Source organism: Streptomyces sp. NPDC026589 (genome assembly GCF_040638385.1).
In the GTDB taxonomy this organism is placed as follows: Bacteria; Actinomycetota; Actinomycetes; order Streptomycetales; family Streptomycetaceae; genus Streptomyces.
On sequence record NZ_JBEZYG010000003.1, the window covers coordinates 346,126 to 362,793 of the forward strand.

The 16,668-nt window shown below is 70.7% G+C and carries 11 protein-coding genes; 10 read left to right on the forward strand and 1 reads right to left on the reverse strand.

The features are described from left to right. The first annotated feature begins 3 nt into the window (after window positions 1-3). Both AB0F29_RS07470 and AB0F29_RS07475 read left to right on the forward strand, forming a co-directional pair. Window positions 4-1,383 (forward strand): glycosyltransferase, encoded by a 1,380-nt coding sequence (locus AB0F29_RS07470; RefSeq protein WP_361868428.1) that lies wholly within the window; start codon window positions 4-6, stop codon window positions 1,381-1,383. After that, on the forward strand, window positions 1,380-3,491 hold the full coding sequence (locus AB0F29_RS07475; protein ID WP_361868430.1) for a glycosyltransferase family 1 protein: 2,112 nt from the start codon (window positions 1,380-1,382) through the stop codon (window positions 3,489-3,491). Before AB0F29_RS07470 ends, AB0F29_RS07475 begins: the two co-directional genes overlap by 4 nt. Before the next feature lie 138 nt (window positions 3,492-3,629). Here AB0F29_RS07475 and AB0F29_RS07480 read toward each other — a convergent pair whose 3' ends face one another. Further along, entirely contained in the window at window positions 3,630-4,226 is a 597-nt protein-coding gene (locus tag AB0F29_RS07480) for an acyltransferase (protein WP_361868432.1), read from the reverse strand. 336 nt (window positions 4,227-4,562) lie between these two features. On the opposite strand from AB0F29_RS07480, the gene rplU reads away from it, so the two are divergent. From rplU to proB, 8 genes are all read left to right on the forward strand, one after another. Next, window positions 4,563-4,883: a 50S ribosomal protein L21 gene (rplU, locus tag AB0F29_RS07485; RefSeq protein WP_003969204.1), complete on the forward strand. Its 321-nt coding sequence runs from the start codon at window positions 4,563-4,565 to the stop codon at window positions 4,881-4,883. A 14-nt stretch (window positions 4,884-4,897) separates the two neighbouring features. Continuing rightward, on the forward strand, window positions 4,898-5,155 hold the full coding sequence (gene rpmA / locus AB0F29_RS07490) for a 50S ribosomal protein L27 (RefSeq protein WP_026291105.1): 258 nt from the start codon (window positions 4,898-4,900) through the stop codon (window positions 5,153-5,155). A 145-nt stretch (window positions 5,156-5,300) separates the two neighbouring features. Then, complete coding sequence (gene obgE / locus AB0F29_RS07495; protein ID WP_361868436.1) at window positions 5,301-6,737, forward strand: GTPase ObgE; 1,437 nt, start codon at window positions 5,301-5,303, stop codon at window positions 6,735-6,737. A 320-nt stretch (window positions 6,738-7,057) separates the two neighbouring features. Further along, window positions 7,058-8,557, forward strand: coding sequence for a bifunctional cytidylyltransferase/SDR family oxidoreductase (locus tag AB0F29_RS07500; RefSeq protein WP_361868438.1), 1,500 nt, complete (start codon window positions 7,058-7,060; stop codon window positions 8,555-8,557). 225 nt (window positions 8,558-8,782) lie between these two features. Continuing rightward, window positions 8,783-10,888: a hypothetical protein gene (locus AB0F29_RS07505; protein ID WP_361868441.1), complete on the forward strand. Its 2,106-nt coding sequence runs from the start codon at window positions 8,783-8,785 to the stop codon at window positions 10,886-10,888. Window positions 10,889-11,068: 180 nt separating this feature from the next. Further along, entirely contained in the window at window positions 11,069-12,307 is a 1,239-nt protein-coding gene (locus tag AB0F29_RS07510) for a glycosyltransferase family 2 protein (protein ID WP_361868442.1), read from the forward strand. A 182-nt stretch (window positions 12,308-12,489) separates the two neighbouring features. After that, window positions 12,490-15,258, forward strand: coding sequence for a CDP-glycerol glycerophosphotransferase family protein (locus tag AB0F29_RS07515; RefSeq protein WP_361868444.1), 2,769 nt, complete (start codon window positions 12,490-12,492; stop codon window positions 15,256-15,258). 173 nt (window positions 15,259-15,431) lie between these two features. Next, window positions 15,432-16,586: a glutamate 5-kinase gene (gene proB / locus AB0F29_RS07520; protein ID WP_361868446.1), complete on the forward strand. Its 1,155-nt coding sequence runs from the start codon at window positions 15,432-15,434 to the stop codon at window positions 16,584-16,586. Window positions 16,587-16,668 lie beyond the last annotated feature (82 nt).

Sequence of the window (16,668 nt, forward strand, 5' to 3'; positions counted from 1 at the left end):
GGAATGACTGAAGTGCCAGGCATGGACGAGCGCAGCGGACCGCGTCCGCATCTGCTGTACTTCGCGATCGGGTTCCCCCCCGCCGCGAAGAGTTCCGCCTTCCGGATGCGGGAGACCGCGAACCAGTTCGCCGCCGCGGGCTGGGACGTCACCGTCGTCACGATCGCGGAGGAGTCCTGGCTCCGCGACTCCGGCGTGGACCACACGCTCTCGGAGTCCGTCGACGAGCGGATCAGGATCGTGGAGCTGCCGCTGTCCCGGGCCGACCTGGAGACGGACATCCGGCTGTACTCCGAGGAGCGGGCGCTGGACCCCGTCAAGTGGCTGACCGGCTTCCGCAACGAAACGCTCAAGAGCTTCCCCGAGCCGGTGTTCGGTGGCTGGCGGGGCGCCCTGGAGACGGCCGCGCTGGAGCTCTACCGGGAGCGGCCCGCCGACCTCGTCCTCGCCAGCTGCGTCCCGTACGTCCAGCTCGCCGCCGTCCGCAGGCTCTGGGAGGAGCACAAGGCCCCGTACGCGATCGACTTCCGCGACGGCTGGTCCCTGGACGTCATCGACGGCGTGGAGGCCTTCCCGAAGGACTCCGAGTCCGGCCGGTGGGAGTCGGACCTGCTGGAGCACGCCCTGTCGCTCTGGGTGGTCAACGACCAGATCGCCGACTTCTACCGCGCCCGCTACCCGGAGCACGCGGACCGCGTCCACGTGGTGCGCAACGGCTACGACCGGGACAGCGTGCCGGAGGTCGAGCTCCGGCCCTCCGCCGGGCGGAACCTCGTCTTCGGCCACCTCGGCACGGTCAGTTTCTCCGTCCAGCTGCTGGAGTCGGTCCTCGCCGCCTGGCGCACCGCCCGGGAGCGGGAGCCGCTGCTCGCCGACGCCCGGTTCGAGGTGCGCGGGCACATCGGCGCGGGCTCCAACCGCGAGGCCAACCGGCACGTCGAGGTCCTGCGCGCCGCGGCCGACGACGGCGTCGTGGTGGGCGGTGCGGTACCGAAGGCCGAGGTCGCCGATGTGTACGGCGCCTGGGACGCCCTCGTGCTCGTCATCATCGGCGGGCCGTTCATGACCTCCGGCAAGGTCTACGAGTACATGGCCACCGGACTGCCGATCGTCTCGATGCACGCCGCCGACCACGACGCCTCGCGTCTGCTGGACGGCCGCCCGCTCTGGACCGGCCCCCGAGGGCTGGACGAGGAGCGGCTCGCGGACGCGTTCTGCGAGGCGGCCCGGATGGTCGTGGAGGCCACCCCCGCGCAACGCGCGGCCGCCCGTGACCACGGCACCGGCTACGCCCGTGATTCCCTGATGGCGAGCGCCGTGGAGGGCCTGACCGCTCTGGTGCTCGGCCAGAAGCCCGCACTTTCCGGAGGTTCCGGGTCATGACCGATGTACTGATGATCGCGGGTTCGACCCCGAAGGCGACCGTGGTGGCCGCGGCGGTGGACAAGTTCCGGCAGCTCGGGGCCCGCGTCCACCTCGTCGGCAACTTCAAGGCCGCCGACATCGACACCGACCTGGGCTGGGCCACCGTGCGCAAGGTGCCCGCCGGAGGCCCGGCGAGCAAGCACCTGCAGCGCAAGACGGACGCGATGCGCTTCCCGGAGCGGCTCTGGTTCCACCTGGAGCGCGACCGGACGGCCCAGGCGGCCGTCCGCTCCGCCGACCTCGTCGTGGCTCTCGACCAGCGCGCTGTGTACAGCGCCTGGCGCATCTCGCAGTTCAGACGACAGCCGGAGGTGTGCTTCGGGCTCGCCGCGGGGCTGCGTGCCCTGGAGAAGCGGCTGGAGACGGGCGCCGCACAGCCCGAGCACGTCCCCGGCCCCCTCACGGTGGCCACCGACGGGCTGCGCCGCCGCGTGCGGACCCTGCCTGCCGCCCTGCTGCGCAACGCCACCGGGCCGCTCGCCCTGCGGAGCCGCGTCGGCGCCCGCGCCTGGCGCGCCGCGGTCTCGGCACCGGGTGTGCCGGACTCGCTGCGGATGACGGCCACCGAGCAGGTCATCGAGGGCATGTGGCTGGCCGGACGCCAGTCCGGGGCGCTCGTCACCGCCCGTGCGGCCGCCGAGAAGCTCGCGGATCCGGCCATAAAGGCCCAGCTGCTGGACAACGTGGCGTCGAGGGTGATCAGGAACGGCCGGACGCCCGCCAACCTCACCGACGCGGTCACGGCCTATCTGGACCTGGCCGACCGGCGCTACGCGGCCGGTGACCTGACCGCTGCCGCCGACGCCCTGCTGCACGCCACGAAGCTGGCCTTCCACCGCGTCGTCCACATCGACCAGGTCCACAGCCCCCTGGCCGCGGATCCGGCCAAGTTCATCGCCCCGTTCCGGAAGTCCACGGCCGCCTCCGCCCTGGTCCGGCCGAAGGGCCGGCTGACCCCGGCCGCGGCCCCGCCCCGGGACCGGCCGCTGCGGCTGCTCGTCGCGACGACCTCCAACGCGAACTTCCTGCACCTGATCCGCTCGTACTACGAGGCCAACCCCGACGTCGAGCTGCGCTTCCTCGACATGGCGGAGCACCCGGGCATGAAGCGGCTCAACGGTGCCGCGCAGCGTCATATGGAGCACCGTCTGGGCGGGGAGCCGCTCTTCGCCCACGGCGTCGAGCAGCAGCTGCGGCCGTATCTGGACTGGGCCGACACCGTGTTCGTGGACTGGTGTGTGGCTCCGGCCGCCCTGTTCACCGTGGTCGACCCCGGAGACACCCGGATCGTCGTCCGGCTCCACAGCTATGAGACGTTCACCCGCTGGCCGCACATGATGGACTTCTCGCGCGTCGACGACGTGGTGTTCGTCGCCGATCACATCCGTGATCTGTCGGTGGCGTCGATCCCCGGACTGGGCGGCGAGCACGCCCCCCGTACGCACGTGATCGACAACGGCATGGACCTCGCCAACTTCCGGCGTACGAAGGACCCGGCGACCCGCTTCAACCTCGGGCTCGTCGGCATCGGCCAGGTGGCGAAGGACCCGCTGTGGGCCCTGAAGGTCCTCAAGCAGCTCCGGGAACGGGACGAGCGGTACCGCCTGTTCCTGATCGGCGGGGACATGGGCCGCCCGAGCAACGCGGCCAAGGCGTACGCGCGCAAGCTGGAGAAGGCGCTCAGGCCGCTCGTGGAGTCGGGCGCCGTCGTACGGGTCGGCTCCACCGACGACGTGCCCGGGGCGCTGGAGGACGTCGGCGTCATCCTCAGTACATCGGTACGCGAGGGCTGCCACGTGGGCCTCATGGAGGGTGCGGCCAGCGGCGCGGTCCCGGTGGTCCGCGACTGGCCGTTCTTCGCGGGCCGTGAGAACGGTGCGGGAACCCTCTACCCGGCCGAATGGATCGTGGGGACCCCCGAGGCCGCGGTCGAGCGGGTGCTGTCGCTCACGGCGTCCGACGAGAGCTGGCGCAACGCCGGGAAACTGGCCACCGAGCACGCGCTGACCACGTGGGACTGGCCGGTCGTCCGGCTCGACTTCGACCGGTTGCTGTTCGACCGCTGAGCCGGAACGTACGAGGGCCGGGAATCGTGGAGAAACGATTCCCGGCCCTCGCCGCCAGGGCGTCGGCGGTGCGCAGGTAGCGCGTCGGCGGTGCGCCGGCGGGCGAGGAAATTGCGCTCGCCGACGCGACCTGCCCGCTCAGCGCTCCGCGAGCACCCCGTCCCTCTCCTCGTACAGCGCTCCGCTCTGCGGGCACTCCCACACGCCCGGCTCGCCCTCGCGCGCCACCAGGCGGACCCCACTGCGGCCGACCCAGCCGATCCGACGGGCGGGCACGCCGACGACCAGGGCGAAGTCCGGGACGTCCTTGGTGACCACGGCGCCGGCCGCGACCATCGACCACCGGCCGACCCGGACCGGCGCGACACAGACCGAGCGGGCGCCGAGCGAAGCGCCCTCGGCGACCTTCACGCCGACCGCCTCCCAGTCGCCGCCGCGCTTCTGCTTGCCGTCCGGGTCGACCGAGCGCGGGTTGTGGTCGTTGGTGAGGACGACGGCGGGGCCGACGAAGACGCCGTCGCCGAGCTCGGCGGGCTCGTACACGAGGGCGTAGTTCTGCAGCTTCACGTTGTTGCCGATGCGCACCCCGGTGCCGACGTACGCGCCGCGGCCGACGACGCAGCCCTCGCCGAGCCTGGCTCCCTCGCGGATCTGCGCCAGCTCCCAGACGCTGCTGCCCGCTCCGATCTCGGCGGTCTCGTCGACCTGGGCGGTGGGCTGGACCCTGTAGTTCACGGCATGCCTTTCGGAGAGCTGGTGAGCCCCGAAAGCATAAGGCGGGCGGTGCGCCGCCTCCCCGGCCGGAGCCGCCCTCGGGGCCTTCCGCCCCGCTCCGGCCGGGGCCCGCCTCCGGCCCCTCGCCCCGGTTTGACCCCCACACCCGCGCCCCGTAACCTTGACCCTCGGTGTGTTTACTTGACGCACCTACCCCTGAGCACATCCCTCCCGGTAACGGTCGGTGTCCGCGCCGTCCGCCAGGAGAGGCCGCTCATCCTTCCGGATCGTCCCGGGCCCCGGCCCGTGCGAGCGGCTGGCATCAGGGGATCCGTTCCGAGCGAGAGAGAGATCCGCGTGTACGCCATCGTGCGCAGCGGTGGTCGCCAGCACAAGGTAGCTGTCGGCGACATCGTTGAGGTTGACAAGATTTCCACTGCCAAGGTTGGCGACACGGTCGAGCTCTCGACCCTGCTCGTTGTCGACGGTGACGCGGTCACCAGCGACCCGTGGGTGCTGGACGGCATCAAGGTCACGGCCGAGATCGTGGACCACCACAAGGGCGCGAAGATCGACATCCTTCGCTACAAGAACAAGACCGGCTACCGCCGTCGCCAGGGTCACCGCCAGCAGTACACGGCGATCAAGGTCACCGGTATCCCCGCGGCTGCGAAGTAAGGGACTGAGAACACATGGCACACAAGAAGGGCGCATCTTCCACTCGGAACGGGCGCGATTCCAATGCTCAGCGGCTCGGCGTGAAGCGCTTCGGCGGTCAGGCCGTCAACGCCGGTGAGATCCTGGTCCGCCAGCGCGGCACCCACTTCCACCCGGGCACGGGCGTCGGCCGTGGCGGCGACGACACGCTGTTCGCACTGGCCGCCGGTGCGGTGGAGTTCGGTACGCACCGTGGCCGCAAGGTCGTGAACATCGTTCCGCTCGCCGTCTGATCCCTTTCAGCGCGCGCAGAACGACACACAGCACCTTCCGAGGGCGGATCTCAGCTTTCCCGGCGAACGGGGAAGCGGGTCCGCCCTCGGCGTGTTACGACAGAGACAATCCCGTATTTTTCTGCTGTACCTGGAGGCACCAACCATGACCACCTTCGTGGACCGCGTCGAGCTGCATGCCGCCGCGGGTAACGGAGGCCACGGCTGCGCCTCCGTCCACCGTGAGAAGTTCAAGCCGCTGGGAGGCCCCGACGGGGGCAACGGCGGACGCGGCGGCGATGTGATCCTCGTCGTCGAGCAGTCCGTGACCACGCTGCTGGACTACCACCACAGCCCCCACCGCAAGGCCACCAACGGTCAGCCCGGCGCCGGCGACAACCGCTCCGGCAAGGACGGCCAGGACATGGTCCTGCCCGTCCCCGACGGCACCGTGGTCCTCGACAAGGCCGGGAACGTGCTCGCCGACCTCGTCGGCCAGGGCACCACCTTCGTGGCCGGTCAGGGCGGCCGCGGCGGCCTCGGCAACGCGGCGCTGGCCTCGGCCCGCCGCAAGGCCCCGGGCTTCGCGCTGCTCGGCGAGCCGGGGGAGAGCCGGGACATCGTCCTGGAGCTCAAGACCGTCGCCGACGTGGCCCTCGTGGGCTACCCGAGCGCGGGCAAGTCCTCGCTGATCTCGGTGCTCTCCGCGGCCAAGCCGAAGATCGCGGACTACCCGTTCACCACCCTCGTGCCGAACCTCGGCGTCGTCACCGCCGGCTCGACCGTCTACACCATCGCGGACGTCCCCGGGCTCATCCCCGGCGCCAGCCAGGGCAAGGGCCTCGGCCTGGAGTTCCTGCGGCACGTCGAGCGCTGCTCGGTGCTCGTGCACGTCCTGGACACCGCGACCCTGGAGTCCGACCGCGACCCCGTCTCCGACCTCGACATGATCGAGGAGGAGCTGCGGCTCTACGGCGGCCTGGAGAACCGGCCCCGCATCGTCGCCCTCAACAAGGTCGACATCCCGGACGGCCAGGACCTCGCCGACATGATCCGCCCCGACCTGGAGGCCCGCGGCTACCGCGTCTTCGAGGTCTCCGCCATCGCGCACAAGGGTCTCAAGGAGCTCTCCTTCGCGCTCGCCGGGATCATCGCCGAGGCGCGCGCCACCAAGCCGAAGGAGGAGACGACCCGTATCGTCATCCGTCCCAAGGCCGTCGACGACGCGGGCTTCACCGTCGCCCTGGACGACGAGGGCATCTACCGCGTGCGCGGCGAGAAGCCCGAGCGGTGGGTGGGCCAGACCGACTTCAACAACGACGAGGCCGTCGGCTACCTCGCCGACCGCCTCAACCGGCTCGGCGTCGAGGCCGCCCTGATGAAGGCGGGCGCCCGGGCCGGCGACGGCGTCGCGATCGGCCCCGAGGAGAACGCGGTCGTCTTCGACTGGGAGCCGACCGTGACCGCCGGCGCCGAGATGCTCGGCCGCCGCGGCGAGGACCACCGCCTGGAGGAGCCGCGCCCCGCCGCGCAGCGTCGCCGGGACCGTGACTCCGAGCGTGACGACGCGGAGAAGGAGTACGACGAGTTCGACCCCTTCTAGAGAGCGTTTGACCGAGGGCTTCCCCCGGTCATGGCCGACGGCCCGTCTCCCCGGAGGCGGGCCGTCCGGTAGCCTCGGGGCCGGGCGCCGGTGGTTTTCGCCGGTCACGCCGGGTGCACGCGCCACGGATGTGCGGATTGAGCAACACATCTGTGGGGTCGGTCACCCCGTGCGACCGCCCCGAAGCGCCCAACCTCCCTGGCCAGAGGGTGAACTGCGGGTATCCGCAGGACGATCGGCGGACGACGTCCACCTTGCGAGACGGTCACGGAGAGTGCGACCATCACACTGTTCCCCCGTCATAGCAAGGTAGGTCGTCTGTGTCTGTGCCGCATGAAGCCAAGCCCCGGACCACAGCGGTCGTGCTCGCCGGTGGGACCGGCCAGCGCGTGGGCCTGTCGATCCCCAAGCAGCTGCTGAAGATCGCCGGCAAGGCCGTCATCGAGCACACGCTGACCATCTTCGAGAACGCCGAGGGCATCGACGACGTCATCGTGCTGATGGCGCCCGGGTTCGTGCCCGACGTCGAGAAGATCGTCGCGAAGGCCGGACTGGCCAAGGTCACCCGGATCATCGAGGGCGGCAACACCCGCAACGAGACCACCGAGCGTGCCATCGCGGCCCTCGGTGAGGGCCTCGCCGAGGGCGAGGACCGCAACGTCCTCTTCCATGACGCGGTACGCCCCCTGCTGTCACAGCGTGTGATCGCGGACTGCGTCGACGCGCTGGACCGTTACCAGGCCGTCGACGTCGCCATCCCGTCCGCGGACACGATCATCGTCACCCGCACGCACGGTGAGGACGGCGAGTTCATCACCGAGGTGCCCGACCGCTCCCGGCTGCGCCGCGGCCAGACGCCTCAGGCCTTCAAGCTCTCCACGATCCGCAGGGCGTACGAGGTCGCGGCGGGCGACCCCAACTTCCAGGCGACCGACGACTGTTCGGTGGTCCTCAAGTACCTCCCCGACGTGCCGATCTATGTGGTCGCGGGCGACGAGTACAACATGAAGGTGACCCAGCCGGTCGACGTCTTCATCACCGACAAGCTCTTCCAGCTGGCCTCCACCGCCGCCCCCCGCCAGGCCGACGAGGCCGCCTACCGGGAGCTCCTCACCGGCAAGACCCTCGTCGTCTTCGGCGGTTCGTACGGCATCGGCGCCGACATCGCCTCCCTCGCGGAGAACTACGGCGCGAAGGTCTACGCGCTGGGCCGCTCCACCACCGGTACGCACGTGGAGAACCCGGAGCACGTGGACGACGCGCTCTCCAAGGCGTACGCCGAGACCGGGCGGGTCGACTACGTCATCAACACCGCGGGCGTGCTGCGGATCGGCAAGCTGGCCGAGACGGACAACACGACGATCCAGGAAGCCCTGAACGTCAACTACCTGGCGCCCGTCCAGATCGCCCGCGCCTCGTACAAGTACCTGGCGGAGACCCAGGGCCAGTTGCTGCTCTACACCTCCAGCAGCTACACCCGGGGCCGCGCCGAGTACAGCCTCTACTCCTCCACCAAGGCCGCCATGGTCAACCTCACCCAGGCGCTCGCCGACGAGTGGGCGGGCGAGGGCATCCGGGTCAACTGCGTGAACCCGGAGCGCACCGCGACCCCGATGCGCACCAGGGCGTTCGGCCAGGAGCCCGAGGGTTCGCTGCTCTCCTCGGAGGCGGTGGCCCGCACCTCGCTGGACGTCCTGCTCTCCTCCCTGACCGGCCATGTCATCGACGTACGGCAGCAGGACCCGACGGCGGGAGCCGCCGAGTCCTCCGGTTTCGAGCAGGCCCTGGCCTCCGTGCTGGACCGTCAAGCAGATGTGTAATAATTCTTGACAAATGTGCTTTTCCGGGCCTCTGTTGTCGCTTTGCGCGACGGCAGAGGCCCGAATGCGTGAAGCCGCACCTTCACATTTCCGCCAATACGTGAATCAACCGGCACCCCCTGGAGCAGGTTCTTCGTGATCTCGACAGCCATTCGCCTGGCCCGTGTGGGCAGCAGGTCGGAACTGGCGGCAGCGTTGTTGATGGGGCTGGGATATCCCTGCGTCATGCTTGCCGCGCTCACTCCCCACATCTGGTTCTTCGCGGCGGCCACCGCTGTCACGTACGCCACCGACTGGTACCTGCACCAGAAGGGGAGCTATCTGGTCAACCGCCTGGGCAAGGTGCGCGCCGGGCTGTCGATCCGCTTCCTGCTGCGGCAGCTCATGGTCATCCTGCTGCTGGCCCGGCTGGACCTCGCCGAGTCGCCGCTGTTCTACTCGGCGGTGGCCTGTTTCCTGCTCTTCTACGGGCTCCAGGCGCCGCACGGCGCCCTGACGACCCTGATCCGGCTCCGCCGCACCATGCCGGTCGTCACCCGCAACGTGGACCTGCACGCGGTCCGCATCCCCGACGCCCCGCCCGGCGCGCTGCTGCGGCGCTCCGCCGAGAAGATGCTGCACCTCGACATCCCGGCCGTGGTGGGCATCCTGATCGCCGCCGGTACCGGTGAGGACGTCGTCGGCTACGCGGGCATCGGCCTGACGCTGCTGCTGGCCCTGTTCTACCTCGCGCTGCTTTTCCCGTACGTGCGCCGCGGCCGGCTGGCGCCTCCGGCCCCCGCCGTGCTCAAGGCCGTCGACAGCTGGCTGCGCGACTACCAGCCGACCGTGGTGCTCTACTTCTCCGGCTCCAACGAGTCCGCCTACCAGGGCAACATGTGGCTGGAGACCATGGCCCGGGTCGAGGGCCGGCCGCTGATCATCATGCGGGAGCGCGGCCTGGTCCCGCAGCTGGCCGAGACCTCCGTCCCGGTCCTCTGCGTCCCGGCGGGCACCCACCTGATGAACCTGGACCTCTCGACCGTCCGGGTCTGTCTGTATCCCGCCAACGTCGGCAAGAACATCCACATCCTGCGGGTCCCGACGATGAAGCACGTCTTCATCGGGCACGGCGACAGCGACAAGCTCGCCAGCGTCAACCCGTACTCCAAGGTCTACGACGAGGTCTGGACCGCGGGCCGGGCCGGCCGCGACCGCTACGCGCTGGCCGACGTCGGCGTCCTCGACCAGGACATCGTCGAGGTCGGCCGCCCGCAGCTGGAGCCCATCAGGAGCTGGACGGGCGCCGTCAGGAACCCCATCCCCACCGTGCTGTACGCGCCCACCTGGGAGGGCTGGGACGACAACCCGGGCAACACCTCCCTGCTGCTGGCGGGCGAGAACATCGTGCGCCGGCTGCTGAACGCCGCCGACCCGGTCCGGATCATCTACAAGCCGCACCCCTTCACCGGTATCCGCAGCGGCAAGGCCAAGGCCGTCAACGCCCGGATCCGGGCGATGCTGGAGAAGGCCGCCGCCGAGCGCGCCGCCGAGCCCCGCTGGGCGAAGGAGGCGTCGTCGGCCGCCGCCGGGCAGAGCGCCGCCAAGGCCGAGCTGACCCGGATCGAGGCGAGGCTCGCGCAGCTGTCGGCCCCCGGCCACGCGGGCGGCGACGAAGCGGAGGAGTCGCGGATCTCACTCGCCGACCCCGCCCGCGAGGCGGAGACCGCCCGGCTGCGGGCCGAGTGGAACGACGCCTACTGGCGCTCCTTCGGCTGGTGGGAGCACCGTACGGTGACCGGCGCACAGCCCAAGCTGTACGACTGCTTCAACGAGTCCGACGCCATGGTTTCGGACATTTCCAGTGTGGTCTCCGACTTCATCGCGAGTGGCAAGCCGTACGCGGTCACCGACTCCGCCGCGCTCGGAGCCGAGGAGTTCAAGCGGCAGAACACCGCGGTGCGCGCCGCGGTCATCCTGTCCAACGGCGCCGAGGAGCTCGACGCGTTGCTGGCCGCGGTGGCCGACCCGACGGCGGACGCGCTGGCGGATGCCCGCCGCGAGCTGAAGACCTACCTCCTGGGGCCGGACGAGCCGACCTCCATGGAGCAGTTCAACGCCGCCGTCTCGACGCTGGCCGCCAAGGCCGAAGCCCGCAACCTGGGCGTCGCCCAGCGCCTCGGCGACCAGTCCGTGGCGGTGCCGGACGAGGAGTCCGTCACCAGCGGCGTCGGGGCCGGCGATCCGCAGGCGGTGGCCGAGGCCGACGCCACGGCGGACCCGGACGCACCGGAGGCCGAGGCGCCGGAGGCTCGGACGGCCCTGGCCGAGGGGTCCTCGTCCGTGCGCTGAGCGCGCCGTACGGCCGAGCACCGCACAACTGATCGAACTGGCTGAAAAGTAGGCAACCCTGATGGCGGCCCGTACGTCTCTCCTTGGGGGAGGGGTGTACGGGTCGTCCGGCATGCGGATGCGCAAAGGGTGCAGAGTCGGGCGAACTGCCCTCTTTCGTGATCAAATCGACAGGTGCACATGGCCGACATGCCCAGGAAGAACGACGAGCCCGATGTCAGTGTGATCATCGGAGCTTATGACGCGATGCCCTACCTGGTCCGGTGCCTGGAGTCCGTCGAGGCGCAGACCATCGGCGCGGACCGGATGGAGATCGTCGCGATCGACGACGGCTCCACCGACGGCACCGGCGCCTGCCTGGAGGAGTTCGCCGCCAGGACCGCGATTCCCATGAGAGTCGTCCGGCAGGCGAATTCCGGCGGGCCCAGCGGCCCGCGCAATCGGGGCCTCTCTCTCGCCCGCGGCCGGTACGTCTTCTTTCTCGACGCGGACGACTATTTCGGCGAGGAAGCCCTGGAGCGCATGGTCGCCATGGGAGACCGGGCGGGCACGGACGTGGTGCTCGGGAAGATCGTCGGCGTCAATCGCGGTGCCGCGAAATCGATGTGGAAAGAGACCGTCGAGCGAGCCGACCTGTATTCCTCCAACGTCAAATTCACGTTGAGCGCGCAGAAACTGTTCCGGCGCGACCTCCTCGTACGCCTCGGAATGACCTTCGACGAGAAGCTCAAGACGGGTGAGGACGCCCTGTTCACGATGGAGGCGTACATCCGCGGCAACGGGATCTCCGTAGTCGCCGACTACACCTGCTACTACCTGGTGGGCCGCGAGGACCGCAACCAGATGACCAAGAAGGGCAGCTACAAGCGCCGCTTCGACTCGGCCCGCGCCCTCATGGGGCTCATCGCCCGGTACGTGCCCCCGGGCCCCCGGCGCGACGTCCTGATGGTGCGGCCCTTCGTCATCACGCTGCTGCCCCAGTTCGGCCCCGGACTGCTGAAGCAGAAGCCCGAGGTCCGCGAGCGGAAGATGGCGCTCGCCGCCCCGCTCATGAAGACGTACTGGACCCCGGAGCTCGGCCGCAACCTCAAGGTGAACGAACGGCTGCGGCTGATGTGCCTCGCCGAGGACCGGCTCGACCTGCTCCTGGACATCGCCGCCTTCCTGCGCGCCAAGGAGGAGCCCGAACTCGTCCGCCGGGGGAACCCTCCCCGTCTCCACCTCGCCTACCCGCACTTCGGGGAGAGCTCCGTTCTCCCCGACCGGGCCTATGAGGTGACCATCACGGAATGGGTCGGCGGACGGCGGATCGATCCACCGCTGGACAAGCCCCGCGTCTCCTTCGCCCGGCGCGTGGTCCGCAAGGCCCGCCGGGTGCTGCTCGGCGCCGTGCGCACCCCCCGCGCCCACCGCGTCTGACCGGACGGGACCGGGGGAGAACAGGCCCCCTCTCCGCCCCGGTGACGACCGGGGCGGTTCGTCCTGTGAGAGGTGTCACGTCATACTGTGGGGCAACCATGAGACCGTTGGAGCCGTCTCATTAACGCCCCGTCCTCCTGGGGTTCATCATCTGCACGTCCCCCCGGAAAGGCCCTCCACCCGTGGCGTCCCTCGAAGCGATCCCCGACGAGCTCAGCCGGCTCATGAAGTACTTCCCGGAGACTCCGGTCGAGGAGCGCCCCGAATTCCACCGAGCGGCCAAGGACTTCCTGGCCCGTGCGGCCCCGAAGGTCGTACGGCAGTTCTCCCCGATGGCCCGGGTCAAGTGGCACCTGGCCGCCAGCGGCCGCGGTGACGAGCTGGTGGACCTGCTGCACTACGAGCGCGAGAACCCGGGAGCCTTCTCCGTCCGCGGCCTGCGGCGCGCCCGCATCGAGCTGCCCGGCGTCGAGAGCTCCTCACTCCCCTCCTCGGTACGCAACTTCAACCGCAGCGAACTTCCCGTACGCGGCAAGCTCCTCGATCTCGGCTGGGAGGACGGCAAGCTCCTCGTCAAGGGCTACGCCTACATCCCCAACGTCCCCTCGGCCACCGGCAAGCGGTCACTGCGCGTCGCCGTGCTCCGCCGCCAGGGCAGCCGCTCCACCCTCCCGCTGCGGATGCGCACCACCCTGGAACCCCGCGCCACCGCCGAGGCCAAGGGCGCCCTGCACACCTACGACTGGTCCGGCTTCGAGCTCGGCATCGACCCGTCCCGACTGCGCGTACGCGGCCAGTGGCAGCCCGGCACCTGGCGCCTGGGCATCGGCATCCCGCGCCCCGGCGGCATGTCCGTGGGCAGCATCACCAAGAACAACGCGGGCGCGTCCGGCCACAGCTACACCCGGGTCCTGGACGACGGCGTCCGCCTCGTCGCCGGCTTCGACCGCAACCGGCTCAAACTCTCCGTGGACGTCGTCCCCGCCGAGATCATCGCCCAGGAAGCCGACGGCGAGACCCTCACCGTCACCCTGCGCTCCCGCGTCACCACCCCCGCGGGCAAGTACCCCACCGCCCTGCGCATCGACCACGAGCCGAGCGGTTTCGCCACCGACCTCCCGCTCCAGCAGGGCGAGACCGGCGCCGACGGCTGGCTCCGCCACACCGCCCGCCTCGACTTCGCGGACCTCCCCGTCGACGACGTACGCCCCGGCAGGTCCGTCAAGTACCGCGCCCAGATCCTCTTCGCCGACGGCACCACCCGCCGCGCCACCAACGGTGCGCAGTCCGTCACCGGAGTCCACCCGCTGCCCGGGGGACGCGAGTTCGCGATCCTCACCGACGGCGCCGGGAACTTCACCCCCCAGGTCCGCACGGTCCAGCCCCTCGTCGACAGCGTCGAGTGGAGCACGGACGGCGAGCTGGTCCTCTCCGGCGTCTACACCGGCCCCGCCGAGCAGATGAAGATGGTCCTGCGCCACACGGGCCGCAACGAGGACCGCCCGCTGCCCGTCGAGTTCGACGGAGGCCGCTTCACCGCCCGCCTGCGCCCGGACACCATGCCCACCTACGAGGGCACCGTGCCGCTGCGCGCCGGCCGCTGGATGCCGCGCCTGCGCCTGCGCACCGAGTGGGACCACACCCGCGACCTCCCCGTCACGATCCGCCCCGACCTCGTGAACACGCTGCCGCTGGCCCACCGCGGCGAGCACCGCACGTACACCGTCGAGCGGCTCGACTTCGACCGGATCTTCGTGGAGTCCGGGCCGGTCCTCGACCCGGAGCTGCGCGGCGCCTACCGCCAGCGGCTGATGCGCGACGTCTACACCCCCGAGCAGCGCGAGCTGCCGCTGCGCGAGGCCGTGCTCTACAACAGCTTCGGCGGCAAGCAGTTCTCCGACTCGCCCCGCGCGGTCTACGAGGAGCTCAAGCGCCGCGGCACCGAGGTCGAGCACATCGCGATGGTCCACGACCAGCAGGTCGTCCTGCCGCCCGGCGTCCGCGGCGTCGAGTGGGGCAGCAAGGAGTGGTACGAGGCACTGGCCCGCAGCCGGTACGTCGTCACCAACGGCGGCATCCGCGAGTGGTTCGTCCGCCGTGAGGGCCAGGTCGTCGTGCAGACCTGGCACGGCACCCCGCTCAAGCGCATCGGCGCCGACCTGCTCGGCACCCCGAAGGCGAACCTGGCCTACATCGCGAGCCTTCCGCAGCGCTCGCGCCAGTACAGCCTGTTCATCACGCCGAACGCCTTCACCACCCCGATCATGACCAACTCCTTCCGCCTCCAGTGCGAGGTCCTGGAAGCGGGCTACCCGCGCAACGACGTCTTCCACGCCCCCGACCGCGTCAAGCGCGCCGCGGCCGTACGGGAGAAGCTCGGCATCCCCGCCGGCAAGAAGGTCGTCCTGTACGCGCCCACCTGGCGCGACGACCAGCGCTATGGCGGACGCCGCTTCAAGCTGGACAACCAGATCGACGTCGAGGCCGCGAAGCGCGAGCTCGGCGACGACCACGTGCTGCTCTACCGCAAGCACCACAAGGTCCTCGACTCCATCCCCGGCGCCGGACAGGGCTTCGTCTACGACGTCACGTACTACCCGGACATCGCCGACCTCTACCTGATCGCCGACGTGCTGATCACGGACTACTCCTCGGTGCTGTTCGACTTCGCGCACTCCGGGCGGCCGATGCTCTTCTTCACGTACGACCTGGAGCACTACCGCGACACCCTGCGCGGCTTCTACTTCGACTTCACCTCCCGCGCCCCCGGGCCGCTGATCAAGACCTCCGAGGACCTCGTCTCCGCGATCCGGAACATCGACGAGGTGAGCGAGGAGTACAAGGAGAAGTACGCCCAGTTCCGGGTCGACTTCTGCGAGCCCTCCGACGGCCGCGCCGCCGCCCGGGTCGTGGACCGGATGCTCGCCGTCAAGGACGAGCAGCGGAGCTGAGCCCACCGCGGCCGCCCCCGCCGCCCGCCCGCACCCCGTTCACCCGCCGTCCTTCGGCGTCCACCGAGCGGAACGGGCAGGCGGCGGGGGCGGCCGCTCGCGTACTGTGCTGTGCCGGGGCGGCACAGCGGGCCCCGCGTCGGACACCGGGGCGATCCAGAGCGAGGAAGCACGTGGCAGAGCAGAGGCCGTCGGGCCGCGAGCCGGCAGTGACCGGCGCCCGCAGGGTCGTCGTCAAGGTCGGCTCCTCCTCGCTCACCACCGCCTCCGGCGGCCTCGACGCCGACCGCGTCGACGCCCTCGTCGACGTTCTGGCCAAGGTCAGGGCCGGCGGCGAACGCGAGGTCGTCCTCGTCTCCAGCGGAGCCATCGCCGCCGGACTCGCCCCGCTCGGCCTCGTCCGCAGGCCCAAGGACCTGGCCCGCCAACAGGCCGCCGCCAGCGTCGGCCAAGGCCTCCTCGTGGCGCGCTACACCGCCTCGTTCGCGCGCTACGCCGTCCGCGTCGGCCAGGTGCTCCTCACCGCCGACGACACCAGCCGCCGCGGCCACTACCGCAACGCCTACAGCACCCTGGACAAGCTTCTGGAGATGGGCGCCGTCCCCGTCGTCAACGAGAACGACACCGTCGCCACCGACGAGATCCGCTTCGGCGACAACGACCGGCTCGCCGCCCTCGTCGCCCACCTCGTCCACGCCGACCTGCTCGTCCTGCTCTCCGACGTGGACGGCCTCTACGACGGACCGCCCGGCACTCCCGGCGCCTCCCGGATCGCGGAGGTCACCGGCCCCGACGACCTGACCGGCGTCACCATCGGCAGCGCGGGGAAGGCGGGCGTCGGAACCGGCGGCATGGTCACCAAGGTCGAGGCCGCCCGCATCGCCACCGCCGCCGGCATTCCCGTCGTCCTCACCTCCGCCAGCCGCGTCGCCGACGCGCTCGCGGGCCGCGACACCGGCACGTACTTCCACCCCACCGGACGCCGCTCCGCCGACCGGCTCCTGTGGCTGGCCCACGCCTCCACCCCGCAGGGCGCGCTCACCCTCGACGACGGCGCCGTACGGGCCGTGGTGGAGCGGCGCACCTCCCTGCTGCCCGCCGGAATCTCCGCCGTCGAGGGCGAGTTCAGCGCCGGCGACCCGGTCGAACTGCGCGACCCGCACGGCACCCCGGTCGCCCGCGGACTCGTCAACTTCGACGCGAAGGAGATCCCTCAGCTGCTCGGCCGCTCCACCCGGGACCTCGCCCGCGAACTGGGGCCCGCCTACGAACGCGAGGTCGTACACAGGGACGATCTGGTCCTCCTCGCGCCGCGCCTCACCCCCTGAAACGGCTGAAAGTCCCGCTATCCAGCGGGGACCTTCCCCAAAACCACCCCACGCCCGCCTGTGGACTGGTCCACTTTGTAGT

Excerpts from the sequence above, each read along its gene's own strand:
- rpmA (WP_026291105.1), top strand. The coding sequence starts at position 4,898 with ATGGCACACAAGAAGGGCGCATCTTCCACTCGGAACGGGCGCGATTCC.
- AB0F29_RS07470 (WP_361868428.1), top strand. The coding sequence starts at position 4 with ATGACTGAAGTGCCAGGCATGGACGAGCGCAGCGGACCGCGTCCGCAT.
- obgE (WP_361868436.1), top strand. The coding sequence starts at position 5,301 with ATGACCACCTTCGTGGACCGCGTCGAGCTGCATGCCGCCGCGGGTAAC.
- AB0F29_RS07510 (WP_361868442.1), top strand. The coding sequence starts at position 11,069 with ATGGCCGACATGCCCAGGAAGAACGACGAGCCCGATGTCAGTGTGATC.
- AB0F29_RS07475 (WP_361868430.1), top strand. The coding sequence starts at position 1,380 with ATGACCGATGTACTGATGATCGCGGGTTCGACCCCGAAGGCGACCGTG.
- AB0F29_RS07505 (WP_361868441.1), top strand. The coding sequence starts at position 8,783 with ATGCTTGCCGCGCTCACTCCCCACATCTGGTTCTTCGCGGCGGCCACC.